This is a genomic window from Chromobacterium sp. IIBBL 290-4, assembly GCF_024207115.1.
In the GTDB taxonomy this organism is placed as follows: domain Bacteria; phylum Pseudomonadota; class Gammaproteobacteria; order Burkholderiales; family Chromobacteriaceae; genus Chromobacterium.
In genome coordinates this window covers 698,796-712,325 of sequence record NZ_CP100128.1, presented here as the reverse complement: position 1 = coordinate 712,325, position 13,530 = coordinate 698,796, and the positions used below count along the sequence as shown (strand labels likewise).

The window sequence follows — 13,530 nt, the reverse complement described above, 5'->3', positions numbered from 1 at the left end:
GAAAACCCCACGCTTTGGCGTGGGGTTTTTTTTTATCTAAAAAATGGGCTATTTGAAATAGTAGCGGGTAGATACAACACGAGCCATTTTGTCTGTTGAGTATATTGATATGTCATAGTATCCTGGGTTTTTCAGGCTTAGGACTTTATTGCTATTCAAGGTGACTGGGTTTGCCGATGGGTCAGAACTATATTCGCTGCGAGATTCACCTTTATCGGATAGCATATTTAACGCTAGCCAACTAAATCGGTTTCCATTTGGTATTTTCCAGTCCAGCGTGACTTCAGTGTTACCATCTGCATCAGTTGACTTGGCGAGTGACTCATTGTCAATAGTCGGGAAATTCAAGTGTTTAATTTCTTGGGTTGTGAACATGGGTTTGTGAAGGTATATGTCTCCACCTACCTGTTTTTGTGATTCGATGTCGGAGAAGAGGCGTATTTTGGCTTGACCTCTCCTCACGGCTTGATTGTAGGATTGGATATTGGTTTCATCCAAGGGGAAAATGGGGCCGCATTGAGTCTCTGGCATTTTAGGTGGCACAGAAAGAAAGTACCCACGAAAGCCGCAGTGATCCTTTTCGTTAGAAAAGCTCATGATCACCCTGCCATTCAATATTAATTGGGCACTGTTTACTTTGCTGGGAGTTAGATTGTTGAAGGCTTCATCATATTCATTGAGCGTCGAGAAATAAATGTACAGGCCAATGAGAGAACTTGTTTGGTTTTGCCGAAAGTTTTTGAATTGATAAGCGCGTGGTTCTGCAATTAATTGTGTGGGAAGGCCATTGCCGGCCAATTTCCACTTTCCATTTTCAAAATTGACTTTGGTGTTGAAATAATTTTTGGATGTATGGCTGTAGGTGGTGCTGAAATTGACTTCACAATTTTCTGGTGTGTCGCATTGTAATATGCTTGGACGGCCAAATATGGTACCAGCGCTATATTTCGCGTTGTCTTTTTCAACTCTTATATATTCATCGGCAGTGCCACCATTGTGGTAGAAGTTTTGACTGAGCAGAGGACTCAATCGATCGCTTAATCCATCTTCCTTTTGATAAGCATCAGTAAGCTTCCTGGCCAGATCATCCAGACCTGTCAAGTCAGGCAATTTGCTTGGCGCTTTCACCGCCGCCGTGGGCTTTTGCTTGCGGCTTACAATGACTTCATCGCCGCCGAAAGCATTGTGAATGGCTACTTCGCCTGGATTATCTCCTGCTGCAACCTTAACCATTTCCAACAGCTTGTCCTGACCGGTTTTATCTGCTTTGAATGCGGTATGCAGCAGATCCAGTTTTCCATCCAAGCCATGGGCGTTGAGCATCGGGGCTAAGGCCGTTTGCAAATTGGCGCTGCTGGCGTCGAGCTTGTCGCTGGTAAGTTTGGCTAGGCAAGTATTGTCAGAGAAGCAGGCGGACGGGTCGTTTTCCACGCTCATGGCTACGATGGCATCGGTAAGAGGCGTTACGTTGGTGGTGCCAGTTTGCGTCACCACTGAGTGCAATACGACATTCTGTCCGCCTGCGGTGCCGCTTGCCTCAACCAAAACAGGGGCTTTGAACCCGCTAAGATCGATTCTGTAACTGCCATCGTCCCCGGCTGTTTTGGTGAGCGTTTTGCCATTGACATCTTTGAATGTCAGCTGAGCGTCTTCCAGCGGGGCTCCGGTCGCTACAGTACCATCTATCTGGCCCAGGCCCTGTGCGGTGTTATTACTATTGTTGCTGGTGTTCGAGCCGCCGCTGCCGCCGCAGGCGGCCAGCATCAAGGCGCTACTGATAGCCAATGGCAGCAGCTTCATCGTCATTTTCATCACATTTCCTTCTCTTTATCAAATCGCCGACTTGGTATTTAGTCGGCATGTCAAATGAATGCCCGCAGTTTACTCGGGAGAAGTTTGCTTTGCATTTTTGAATTTATTTGACATGGAATTGGGAGGGGCCGCGCTAGGATATGATCCACGTTGCATGGGCAAAGCGCAGGAATTATATGCCAATTGGAATTGTTGGGTAATTGTAAATTGTCATTTCTAATTGTGTTTGCGTGTGTCTGTTATGTAGATCTGGGGTGGCCGCAGGTGTTGAATCTATACAACACAGCTGTGCTGATCATAGAGCCGCTGCCGCGGCTGGAGTTGGCTTGATTGTTTGTGTCCAAGCAGACAGTTGTGAGGGGGAGGAGGCGCAGGCACGGTGGTTGGCTGATGATGTTCAAGGGAGCGATGCCATGCGCCGATTCGGCATTGTGCTGTTCTTGTTGCTATGTAGCGCCGGGCATGCGGAAGTATTTAAATGTCTGGATAAGGCGAACCGCATATCGTATAGCCAACAACCTTGCCCTCAGGGGAGTGTGAGGATGGCGATGGAGGGGGCGAGTCTGAGCATCGTTGAGTCCAGCCAACAGGGCGCCGCTACGCGCTATCGACAGGAGTTGAAGCAATGGTCTGCCCAGCGCGACAAGCAACGGACACAGGATGGAAAGGCTGAAAAGCTGGCCAATGAACGCGCTCAGCGCAAATGGCAGGAGGAAAAAGCGCATTGCCAGCGTCTGGCCGACAAGCGCAAGGCATTGAGCGACAGCATGCGCATAGGCATGACGCCGGCGCAGCTGCAAACTGCGCAGTCACGGCTTGTCAAAGTGGAAGATCAGATGCAGGATCGGGCATGCCATTTATATAAGGATGAGTAATGTCCGCACACGTTTATCGCGTCGTCAATGTGTTTGCCGAACAGCGCTTCGGCGGCAACCCGCTGGCGGTGTTTCCCGATGCCGCAGGCTTGTCAGACCAAGACATGCAACTGATTGCCCGCCAGTTCAATTTATCGGAAACGGTGTTCCTGTTTCCCGGCGACGCCGAATGCGCCGCCAGCCTGCGCATTTTCACGCCTAGCTATGAGCTGCCGTTTGCCGGTCATCCCACTTTGGGCGCGGCGGCGGTGTTGCATGGCAAGGGCGAGCTGGGCGATGGGTTTGCGCTGCGCACGCGCTCTGGCTTGATTCCGATTCGCCACGAGGAAGGCGTGTTCCGCCTGCAAGTCTTGCCGGCGCAAGCGCGCCCATCAGGATTGTCCCGCGAGCAAACCGCCGCCATGCTGGGCTTGCAGCCATCGGATCTGGCCGGCGAGGCGGAGTGGGTCAATGCCGGCGCGGAGCAATTATTGGTGCCTTTGGCCAGCCGCGAGGCGGTGTTGAAGGCAAAGCCGGATGCGGGGCGCTTCATGCGTGACGCGGCCAGGCAGCCTGGCCAGGCTATCGCCTATCTCTGGCATCAGCAGGATGGCGCGGCGACGGTGAGGCTGTTTTTCGAGCAACTGGGCGCCATCATCGAAGACCCCGGCACGGGTAGCGCCTGCGCCAATCTGGGCGGCTGGTGCGCTTTGAACGGCATGGCGCCGCTATCCTGGCGGATAGCGCAGGGCGAGGCTATAGACAGGCCCAATGTGCTGTATCTGGATATCGATGCGCAAGGCCAAGCCAGTGTGGGCGGGTGCGTTCAGGACATGGGAGAGGGCGTGTTGCGGATGGGACGGCGGCTTGACTGATACTGCGGCTATTGGCATCCTAGAGCCGCTACTCCAAACTGCTGTTTCATAACAAACGAAACGAGGAAAACATCATGATCCGAATCGCCAAAGCCGCCTGCGTGGCCGCCGTGTTGGGCCTGGCCAGCCAGATGGCTCTGGCCGGCAGCGCCGCCGGCCTGTGGAAAACCATTGACGATGAAACCCATCAAGCCAAGGCGCTGGTGCAGATCAACGAGGGCGCGAACGGCGAACTGACCGGCAAGGTGATCAAGCTCTATATGCACCCGGATGCGGTTTGCGACAAATGCGACGGCGCCAACAAGGGCAAGCCGGTGAACGGCATGCAAATTCTGTGGGGCCTGAAGAAGAGCGGCGAAGAATGGAGCGACGGCCAGATCCTGGATCCGAAGTCCGGCAAGATCTACACCTCCGGCGCCAAGCTGATGGAAGACGGCAAAAAGCTGCGCGTGCGCGGCTACATCGGCCCCTTCTTCCGTTCCCAAGTGTGGGAACGCCAGCAGTAAGATCGCAGTTCTGACTGAATGACAAGGCGGAAGCCGGCGCGAGCCGCTTCCGCCTTTTGCGTGTCGAAAACAGGCTCGAGCGCCGCGCGGCTTCTGGCGGAGCAAGTGCGGGAGGAGGGCATCGATGGCCAAGCGGGGCTGTCACTGCTTTGGCTATGCCGGATTCTGCCGCGTCGACCCCGTGCCTGATCCATCCGCCTGGACACCGCCGGCTTGAGCCGCTTCCGATTGCGCCATTGTTGGGTACAATCTGCGCTATGAATTCGCCTATTGATCTCGCCAACCAGCCGCCGGCGGTGCCGGCCGCGCTGGGGAAGAAGCTGGAGAAGCTCGGCATCCGCCGCCGCTTCGATCTGGTGTTGCACCTGCCGCTGCGCTATGAGGATGAAACCCATCTTTATCCCATCGCCGACGCGCCCTATGGACAAGCCGCGCTGGTGGAGGGCACCGTCACCGCGCACGAGGTCAGCTTCAAGCCGCGCAAGCAGCTGCGAGTGCAGATCGAGGATGGCAGCGGCACCTTGCTGCTGCGCTTCATTCATTTTTATCCCAGCCAGCTCAAACAGTTTGTCGAGGGCAGCCGCATCCGCGCCTTGGGCGAGATCCGCCGCGGCTTCGTCGGCGACGAGATGGTGCATCCCAAAACCCGCGAGGTGCGCGAAGGCGCGCCGCTGGCGGAAAGCCTGACGCCGGTTTATCCGACGGTCAACGGCCTGACTCAGCCCATGCTGCGCAAGCTGGTCCATACCGAGTTGAAATCGCAGCGGCTGGATGAGCTGTTGCCGGGCGAGCTGGTGTCGCCGCTGGCCTTGCAACCATTTTCTGAAGCCATTCGCCTGTTGCATCAGCCGCCGCCGGAGTGGACGGCGCAGCAGCTGGCCGATCCGCAATTGCCGGCCTGGCAGCGCTTGAAGTTCGACGAATTGCTGGCGCAGCAGCTGTCGATGCGGCTGGCCTACCGCGCGCGCCGCCTGGGCCATGCGCCGCGCATCCAGGGCGATGGCAAATTGACGCGGCAGTTGCTGGAGCAGCTGCCGTTCCAGCTGACTGGCGCCCAGTGCAAGGTGCTGGATGAGATCCGCGCCGACATGCGTGAAAACCACCCCATGCACCGGCTGCTGCAAGGGGATGTCGGCAGCGGCAAAACCATCGTCGCCGCGCTGGCGGCGCTGTCGGCTATCGAGGCCGGTTTCCAGGTGGCCTTGATGGCGCCGACCGAAATCCTGGCCGAGCAGCATTTCCTCAAACTATCCGGCTGGCTGGCGCCGCTGGGCATAGGCGTGTCCTGGCTGTCCGGCAGCCTGCGCAAGAAAGCCAAGCAGCAGGCCTTGGACGAAATCGCCTCCGGCCAATGCCGGCTGGCGGTGGGCACGCATGCGCTGTTTCAGGATGATGTGGCCTTTCAGAAGCTGGGCCTGGCCATCGTCGACGAGCAGCACCGCTTCGGCGTCGGCCAGCGGCTGGCGCTGCAGGACAAGGGCGAAGAGCCGCACCAGCTGATGATGTCGGCTACGCCGATTCCGCGCACCTTGGCGATGAGCTTCTACGCCGACCTGGACGTGTCGGTGATAGACGAGCTGCCGCCGGGGCGCACGCCCATCGTCACCAAGCTGATCGGGAATCCGCGCCGCGCCGAGGTGGTGCAGTTCGTCGAGAAGACCTGCGTCGAGGGCAATCAGGCATATTGGGTGTGTCCCTTGATCGAAGAGTCCGAAGCCCTGCAGCTGCAGACGGCGGTGGATTGCCATCATCAGTTGCTGCAGGATTTGCCGGGCAGGCGCATCGGCCTGGTGCATGGCCGGATGAAGGCGGCGGAAAAAGCCGAGGTGATGGCGGCGTTCGCCGCCGGCCAGCTGGATGTGCTGGTGGCGACCACGGTGATCGAAGTGGGCGTGGACGTGCCCAATGCCAGCCTGATGGTGATCGAGCACGCCGAGCGGATGGGCCTGGCCCAGCTGCACCAGTTGCGCGGCCGGGTAGGGCGGGGCAGCGCGCGCAGCGTCTGCGTGCTGTTGTTCGAGAACCCGTTGTCTGACTTGGCCAAGGCCAGATTGAAAGTGATTTACGAGAACACCGACGGTTTCGAGATCGCGCGGCAGGATTTGCAGATTCGCGGCCCGGGCGAGTTTCTCGGCGCGAGGCAAAGCGGCTTGCCCATGCTGCGTTTTGCCGATCTGGAGCAGGATCAGGCTTTGCTGGAGGCGGCGCGCGATCTGGCGCCGGTATTGCTGCAACGTTGGCCGCAGGCAGCGGAAGCGCATCTGGAGCGCTGGCTGGCGGGCAAGGAGCAATTCCTCAAGGCGTAAAAAAATCCGCCGCGATTGGGGGCATCGCGGCGGCGAGGGAGGATTGCTGCAAACAAAAGAAACCATTAATGAAGCGGGTTAATATTAGCAATTTGTTAATTACCCGCTCAAGCGCTTCCAATCAGGCGCTTGACCTGGATCAATGTCCAGTCCTGACATAGGTTGACACCTGCCAGCGCGCCGCATGCGCTGGTCAGATGCTCGCGACAGACGCCCGATGTACCTCATCGGGCGTCTTGTATTTCAAGCCCTGGTGAGGGCGCTCCTGGTTGTAGATCCTCACCGACTGCTCCACCATTTTCCTCGCCTGCTGCAAATCGGCTGGGCGATGCAGCAGCAGTTCGCCTTTTAGAATGCCGTTCACCCGCTCTGCCAGGGCATTCTGGTAGCAATCGTAGCCATCCGTCATTGAGCACATCAGCCCGTGTCGTTCGTGGATCTGCTGATAGTAGGCCGAACAATACTGAATGCCGCGATCGGAGTGGTGAATCAACGGCTGCCGTGAACGTCGCGTCCGCAAGGCCATTTTGAGGGCTCCGCTGACTTCCTCCGCCTGCAGGCTGTCATGCACGTGATACCCAACAATTTTCCTTGAGTAAGCGTCAGTCACGAGACTCAGGTAAGCAAACCGCTGCGCTGTCGGCAAGTAGGTGATATCCGCCACCCAGACCTGCTCCGGCCCCGTCGGGACGACTTGGTGCGGCCCGGCCTTGAGCAGATTAGGATGGCGGTAAAAGCGATGGTGACTGTGTGTGGTCTTATGGTACGCCCGCTGCGGCACGACCAGCAGGCGGGCTGTACGCAACAGATCGAACAAACCGTCCCGTCCCAGCTTGATCCCCGCTTCCGCCATTCGCGATTGCAGCACATGGTGCAGCTTCCGCGTTCCCAGTCGGGGCTGGCGCAAGCGCACGTCCCTCACCCACGCGATCACTTTGCCATTCCGTTCGGCACGATGGCTTTCGCTTTGGCGGCGCTTGTAATAGGCCTGGCGGCTCAGCTGGACATATCGACAGGCCCGGCCCACGCTCAACCCCTGGACGAGCCTTTGGGCAAGGACCTGCCCGAAGGCTTTTTTACTACGCGCACCCCGTAGTCTTTCTTCAAGACCTCAAGCATCGCTTCGAATAGCTGCGCCTTCTCATTGGCCTCTTTGAGTTGGGTTTCCAGTTCCTTGATCCGCTGTTCTGGCGTCAGCGGCTTGTTGCCTTGATTCCCCATCGCGATCCCCTGGGCGCTACGGGAGGGCTGGGCACTCCAGTCCTGCAAACCGTGCTTACGTAACCATACCAGCACCGTCGAACGACCTTGAATACCATAGCGGCGTTGCGCCTCTTTGTAAGTCAGTTCGCCTTTTTCTACCTGCTCTACGACCGACAGTTTAAAAGCCAGGCTGTAGTCTTGCTGGGTACGTTTAATCCTTGATTCCATGTGACTCTCCTTCGTTACGGCGAAAAAGTGTCAACTTATTCCAGGACGGGACACAAGCATAAAAAAAGCCGCTCGTGTCGAGCGGCTTCATTCATTCGGCGGAAGGGCTTAGAACCATTGCGCCGACAAGTAGTACAGGCCGCCGGCCAAAGCCATCGAGGCGGGCAGGGTGAACAGCCAGGCCAGGGCGATGGAGCGGATGGTGCTCATTTGCAGGCCGGCCTTGTCGGCGATCATGGTGCCCGCCACGCCGCTGGACAGCACGTGGGTGGTGGAAACCGGGAAGCCGAACCAGCTGGCCAGGCCGATGGATACGGCAGCGGTGGCTTGCGCGGCCACGCCTTGGGCGTAGGTCATGTCCTTCTTGCCTATGCCTTCGCCTACAGTCTTCACCACGCGCTTCCAGCCTATCATGGTGCCGATGCCCAGCGCCAAGGCCACGGCCACGATCACCCAGGTGGGCGCGTATTCGGTGGTGGTGGTCAGGTCCTTGCGCAGATTGCTCAGCAACTGCTTTTCATCCGAGGACAGATTGGGCAGGTCGGCCGCTTTCTTGGCGGCGTCGTCCAGGCACAAGAGCTTGGTGCGCACGTCCCAGCGCTGCGAGGCGCTCAGATTGTGGTAATCGCTGCTGTCGCCCATCAGTTGCACCAGCTGGCTGGCGGTGGCGGCGGTTTGCTGCGGGTGGCACTCGTACTGGCTGGCGCTGTTGGACTTGACGATGATCTTGGACAGGTCCGCCTCGTGGCGCTGGTAGAACTGTTGCAGATGCTGCGCCGCGTCGCGGGTGCGGTCCAGTTGATACGGGGTGCTGTCCAGGTTCAGCACGAACTTGGCGGGCACGATGCCGATCAGCACCAGCATCACCAGGCCCACGCCCTTCTGGCCATCGTTGGAGCCGTGGGCGAAGCTGACGCCCATGGCGGACACGATCAACATGAAGCGGGTCCAGAACGGCGGGTGCTTGCGGCCTTCCACCTGCTGGCGCTGATAAGGCGTCTTGTGCACATTGCTGCCGGGGCGGTAGCGGCGCAGCAAGATGACGATCAGGCCGGCCAGCAAGGCGCCGACAAACGGCGATACCAGCAAGGACGCGCCGACGTCGATGGCCTTGCCCCAGTTGATGCCGTGCGACAGCGAGGTGTGGTTGATCAGGCTGTTGGCCACGCCCACGCCCAGGATGGCGCCGATCAGCGTATGGCTGCTGGAGGCCGGCAAGCCCAGATACCAGGTGCCGAGGTTCCACAGGATGGCGGCGGCCAGCAGCGCGAACACCATGGACATGCCGCGGGAAGTGTTGACGGAGATGAGCAGGTCCACCGGCAGCAAGTGGACGATGGCGTAGGCCACGGCCAGGCCGCCGCTCATCACGCCGAGGAAGTTGCAGACGCCGGAATAGAATACGGCGAGGCGCGGCTTCATCGACTGAGTGTAGATAACGGTGGCCACCGCATTGGCGGTGTCGTGAAAACCGTTGATGAACTCAAAAGCGAGCACGAAGCCCAGGGAAAGCACCAAAGTAATGGCGACGTGGGTATCGAGCCCGGAAAACAGGTCCAGCATGGCGTGTCAACGAGAATCGTAAAGGCGGGATTGTTGTGTCCCCCGCCGGTGCCGTCAAGTTTTTATAAAAAAAAGTTAAGCCCTGTGGTTTTGCCTGTGAAAACAGCAAAATCCGCTTGACAGCACGGGGTTGGAATTCAGCTAAGCTCATGATTTTGCGTAATGTCATAATCATGAAAGCCCGGCTGTTGCATATTCTAATGGCTTGGCGACGGCTGGCTTCGGCCCGCCGCCAAGCGGCGCATCAACCGAATTTGCCGGTGATGTAGTCTTCGGTCGCCTTCACTTGCGGCGTGGTGAAGATGCTGTCGGTATGGCCGAACTCCACCAGCTCGCCCAGATACATATAGGCGGTGTAATCGGACACCCGCGCCGCCTGCTGCATATTGTGCGTCACGATGGCGATGGTGTAGTCCTCTTTCAATTCATGAATCAGTTCTTCGATGTGGGCGGTGGAAATCGGGTCCAGCGCCGAGGTCGGTTCGTCCAGCAGCAGCACTTCCGGCTTGGAGGCTACGGCGCGGGCGATGCACAGGCGCTGCTGCTGGCCGCCGGACAGCGAGTGGCCGGACTGCTTGAGCTTGTCTTTGACCTCGTCCCACAGCGCTGCCTTGCGCAGCGCCCATTCGACGCGGTCTTCCATTTCGCCCTTGGACAGTTTTTCGTACAGCTTCACGCCGAAGGTGATGTTGTCGTAGATGGACATCGGGAAGGGCGTGGGCTTCTGGAACACCATGCCGACTTTGGCGCGCAGCATGTTGACGTCGATGTCGCGCGCCAGGATGTTTTGGCCGTCCAGCACGATTTCGCCTTCGGCGCGCAGGCCGGGATAGAGCTCGTACATGCGGTTGAAGGTGCGCAGCAGCGTGGACTTGCCGCAGCCGGACGGGCCGATGAAGGCGGTGACCTTGCGCGGGGCGATTTCCAGCTGGATGTTTTTCAGCGCGTGGAAATTGCCGTAAAAGAAGTTGAGATTGCGAACCTCGAGCTTGGAGCTTGGGGTGGTCATGATCGTCACGCCTTAATTCGATTGATTCTTTTGGCCGCCCATCCAACGGGCGACGATGTTCAGGGAGAGCACGCTGAAAGTGATCAGCAGCGAGCCGGCCCAGGCCAGGGTGTGCCAGTCTTCGTAAGGACTCATCGCGAATTGGAAGATCACGATGGGCAGGTTGGCCATGGGTTGATTCATATTGCTGTTGAAGAACTGGTTGTTCAGCGCGGTGAACAGCAGCGGCGCGGTTTCGCCGGAAATGCGCGCCACCGCCAGCAGGATGCCGGTCAGCACGCCGGCTTTGGCCGAGCGCAGCGTCACGTACATCGTCACCTTCCACTGCGGCGCGCCCAGCGCGGCCGCGGCTTCGCGCAGGCTGTTGGGCACCAGGCGCAGCATGTTCTCGGTGGTGCGCACCACTACCGGGATCACCAGGATGGCCAGCGCGAAGGAGCCGGCCCAGCCGGAGAAGTGGCCAACCGACACCACGTAGACTTCATAGATGAACAGGCCGATCACGATGGAAGGCGCCGACAGCAGGATGTCGTTGATGAAGCGGGTTGCGGGCGCCAGCCAGCCGCGCTGGCCGAACTCGGCCAGATAGATGCCGGCCAGGATGCCGATCGGCGTGCCGAACAGGGTGCCGAAGCCGGTCATCACCAGGCTGCCGTAAATGGCGTTGGCCAGGCCGCCGGTGCTGCCCGGCGGCGGCGTGCTTTGGGTGAATACCTGCCAGTTGATGCCGGATAGGCCGTGTTGCAGCAGGGTCAGCAGAATCCAGCACAGCCAGAACAGGCCGAAGGCCATGGTCAGCATGGAGGCGGTCATGGTCAGCTTGTTGACCAGGCGGCGCTTGCGATAGAGCACGCTGTCCTGTTTCAGGCTGGCGCCGGAGAACTGGGCGACATCGTTCATGGAGGCTTGGCTCATGGTTTTGCTTGCTTGGTTCATGATCAGGACTGTTTGCCTTCTTGCTTCTTCAAGCGCAGCAGCAGCAGCTTGGAGCAGGACAGCACCACGAAGGTGATGAAGAACAGGATCAGGCCCAGTTCGATCAGCGAGCCGATGTACAGATCGCCGTTGGCTTCGGCGAACTCATTGGCCAGCGAGGAGGCGATGGAGTTGCCCGGCTCGAACAAGCTGGTGGTGAAGCGGGTGGAGTTGCCGATGACGAAGGTCACGGCCATGGTTTCGCCCAGCGCGCGGCCCAGGCCGAGCATGATGCCGCCGACGACGCCGGTCTTGGTGTAGGGCAGCACCACGTAACGGACGACTTCCCAGGTGGTGGAGCCCAGACCGTAGGCGGATTCCTTCAGCATGGTGGGCACCACTTCGAACACGTCGCGCATCACCGAGGCGATGAAGGGGATCACCATGATGGCCAGGATCAGGCCGGCGGTGAACAAGCCTATGCCCATCGGCGCGCCCTGGAACAAAAAGCCGATCAGCGGCGCGTCGCCGAAGTGATCGATGACCCAGGGTTGGATGTGGTCGGAGAAGAAGGGCGCGAACACGAACAAGCCCCACATGCCGTAAATGATGGACGGGATGCCGGCCAGCAGCTCGATGGCGATGCCCAGCGGCCGCTTCAGCCAGGTGGGGCACAGCTCGGTCAGGAACAGCGCGATGCCGAAGCTGACCGGCACGCCGATCAACAGCGCGAGGATGGAGGTGGCCAGCGTGCCGAAGATAGGCACCACTGCGCCGAATTTTTCTTGCACCGGGTCCCATTCCGAGCTGGTCAGGAAGCCGAAGCCGAAGTGCTGAATGGTCGGCAGGGCGCCGATCAGCAGCGAAATGAGGATGCCGACCAGCAGCGCCAGCACCAGAAAGGCGAAGGCGAAGGTGGTCCGACGGAAAATTTTGTCCAGCAGCTGATGGTGATTGCTTTGCTGCGCGGGGCTGGTATTTAGCATTGTGTCGTTTCTTGATGGTTCAGACACAAGGCCGGAGAGCGTGAATCTCTCCGGCCTGGGCTGCAACTTCAATCATTAAATCGCTGAGCTTAGTTCCAGACCGGCTTGCCGCTGCCGTCGGTGATCTGCTTCCAGCTGGTGCGGATGACGCCCTTGACGTTGTCCGGCATCGGGATGTAGTCCAGTTCCTGAGCGGTCTTGTCGCCGTTCTTGTAAGCCCAGTCGAAGTACTTCAGCACTTCGGTGGCTTGCGTCGGCTTGTCCTGCTTCTTGTGCATCAGGATGAAGGTGGCGCTGGTGATCGGCCAGCTTTCCTTGCCCGGCTGGTTGGTCAGGATCAGGTAGAAGCCCTGGGCCTTTTTCCAGTCGGCGTTGTTGGCCGCAGCCTTGAAGGTGGCGGCGTCCGGCTTCACAAAGTCGCCGGCCTGGTTTTGCAGCAGGCCGTAAGCCAGCTTGTTCTGCTTGGCGTAAGCGTATTCCACGTAGCCGATGGCGCCCTTGATGCGGGACACGTAGTTGGCCACGCCTTCGTTGCCCTTGCCGCCCACCGAGCTGCCCTTCCAGCTGACGGAAGTATTGGAGCCGACTTCCTTGGCCCATTCGGCCGAAACCTTGGACAGGTAGTTGGTGAACACGAAGGTGGTGCCGGAACCGTCGGAGCGGCGCACTACGGAGATGCGCTGGTCAGGCAGCTTGACGCCCGGGTTCAGCTTGGCGATGGCGGCATCGTTCCACTTGGAAACCTTGCCCATATAGATGTCAGCCAGCAGCGCGCCGGTGAACTTGATCTGGCCGGCGGTTACGCCCGGAATGTTATACACCGGCACCACGCCGCCCATCACGGTCGGGAACTGGGTCAGGCCGGACTTTTCCAGCTCTTCCGGCTTCAGCGGCATGTCGGAGGCGCCGAAATCGACAGTCTTGGACTGGATCTGCTTGATGCCGCCGCCAGAGCCGATGGACTGGTAGTTCATATTGTTGCCGGTGCTGCCCTTGTAGTTGGCGGCCCACTTGGCGTACAGCGGATAGGGGAAGGTCGCGCCCGCGCCGGTGATGTCGGCGGCGTAGACCGAGCCAGCAATCAGAACGGAACCAAGAGTCGCTGCCAGACGAACACAGTGTTTCATGCCAAAACTCCCGAACGATGTAATAAACGGCTGTTGTGATGGCCGCCATCGTATCGGTTCAATCTTTCAGTAATATTACAAGTCGTAATTGTTCCGCCGCATTTGCTTGATCCGGCTCCATTGCCGGGGCGGACGGGCGCGTTATA

At 58.9% G+C, this 13,530-nt stretch carries 11 protein-coding genes; 4 read left to right on the top strand and 7 right to left on the bottom strand.

What is annotated here, in order from left to right; translation table 11 throughout:
* Nucleotides 1-48 precede the first annotated feature (48 nt).
* Entirely contained in the window at nucleotides 49-1,812 is a 1,764-nt protein-coding gene (locus tag NKT35_RS03265; RefSeq protein ID WP_254298816.1) for a hypothetical protein, read from the bottom strand.
* Nucleotides 1,813-2,195: 383 nt separating this feature from the next.
* On the opposite strand from NKT35_RS03265, the gene NKT35_RS03260 reads away from it, so the two are divergent.
* The 4 genes from NKT35_RS03260 (at nucleotide 2,196) to recG (ending at nucleotide 6,353) form a co-directional block, all read left to right on the top strand.
* The gene (locus NKT35_RS03260; protein WP_254298814.1) at nucleotides 2,196-2,687 is read left to right on the top strand and encodes a DUF4124 domain-containing protein; all 492 of its coding nucleotides are present in this window, start codon (nucleotides 2,196-2,198) and stop codon (nucleotides 2,685-2,687) included.
* Nucleotides 2,687-3,541 (top strand): PhzF family phenazine biosynthesis protein, encoded by an 855-nt coding sequence (locus NKT35_RS03255; protein ID WP_254298812.1) that lies wholly within the window; start codon nucleotides 2,687-2,689, stop codon nucleotides 3,539-3,541. The genes NKT35_RS03260 and NKT35_RS03255 overlap by 1 nt, the downstream gene beginning before the upstream one ends.
* 74 nt (nucleotides 3,542-3,615) lie before the next feature.
* Complete coding sequence (locus NKT35_RS03250) at nucleotides 3,616-4,047, top strand: DUF2147 domain-containing protein (RefSeq protein WP_254298811.1); 432 nt, start codon at nucleotides 3,616-3,618, stop codon at nucleotides 4,045-4,047.
* 257 nt (nucleotides 4,048-4,304) lie between these two features.
* Entirely contained in the window at nucleotides 4,305-6,353 is a 2,049-nt protein-coding gene (gene recG, locus NKT35_RS03245) for an ATP-dependent DNA helicase RecG (protein WP_254298810.1), read from the top strand.
* Nucleotides 6,354-6,546: 193 nt separating this feature from the next.
* Here the strand turns inward: recG and NKT35_RS03240 are convergent.
* The 6 genes from NKT35_RS03240 to pstS form a co-directional block, all read right to left on the bottom strand.
* Nucleotides 6,547-7,784 (bottom strand): IS3 family transposase gene (locus NKT35_RS03240; protein ID WP_254294910.1). Its coding sequence is split into 2 segments (ribosomal slippage): nucleotides 6,547-7,431 and nucleotides 7,434-7,784, totalling 1,236 coding nucleotides; the frame shifts between segments, so codons are not numbered across the junction.
* A gap of 108 nt (nucleotides 7,785-7,892) precedes the next feature.
* Nucleotides 7,893-9,347 carry an inorganic phosphate transporter gene (locus NKT35_RS03235; protein ID WP_254298809.1) on the bottom strand — a complete coding sequence of 485 codons (1,455 nt, stop codon included), beginning with the start codon at nucleotides 9,345-9,347 and terminating at the stop codon, nucleotides 7,893-7,895.
* A 244-nt stretch (nucleotides 9,348-9,591) separates the two neighbouring features.
* Nucleotides 9,592-10,356 (bottom strand): phosphate ABC transporter ATP-binding protein PstB, encoded by a 765-nt coding sequence (gene pstB, locus NKT35_RS03230; RefSeq protein WP_254298808.1) that lies wholly within the window; start codon nucleotides 10,354-10,356, stop codon nucleotides 9,592-9,594.
* 12 nt (nucleotides 10,357-10,368) lie between these two features.
* Nucleotides 10,369-11,256: a phosphate ABC transporter permease PstA gene (pstA, locus tag NKT35_RS03225; protein WP_254301339.1), complete on the bottom strand. Its 888-nt coding sequence runs from the start codon at nucleotides 11,254-11,256 to the stop codon at nucleotides 10,369-10,371.
* 38 nt (nucleotides 11,257-11,294) lie between these two features.
* Nucleotides 11,295-12,257, bottom strand: coding sequence for a phosphate ABC transporter permease subunit PstC (pstC, locus tag NKT35_RS03220; RefSeq protein WP_254298807.1), 963 nt, complete (start codon nucleotides 12,255-12,257; stop codon nucleotides 11,295-11,297).
* 89 nt (nucleotides 12,258-12,346) lie between these two features.
* The gene (gene pstS / locus NKT35_RS03215) at nucleotides 12,347-13,384 is read right to left on the bottom strand and encodes a phosphate ABC transporter substrate-binding protein PstS (RefSeq protein ID WP_254298793.1); all 1,038 of its coding nucleotides are present in this window, start codon (nucleotides 13,382-13,384) and stop codon (nucleotides 12,347-12,349) included.
* Nucleotides 13,385-13,530: the final 146 nt, after the last annotated feature.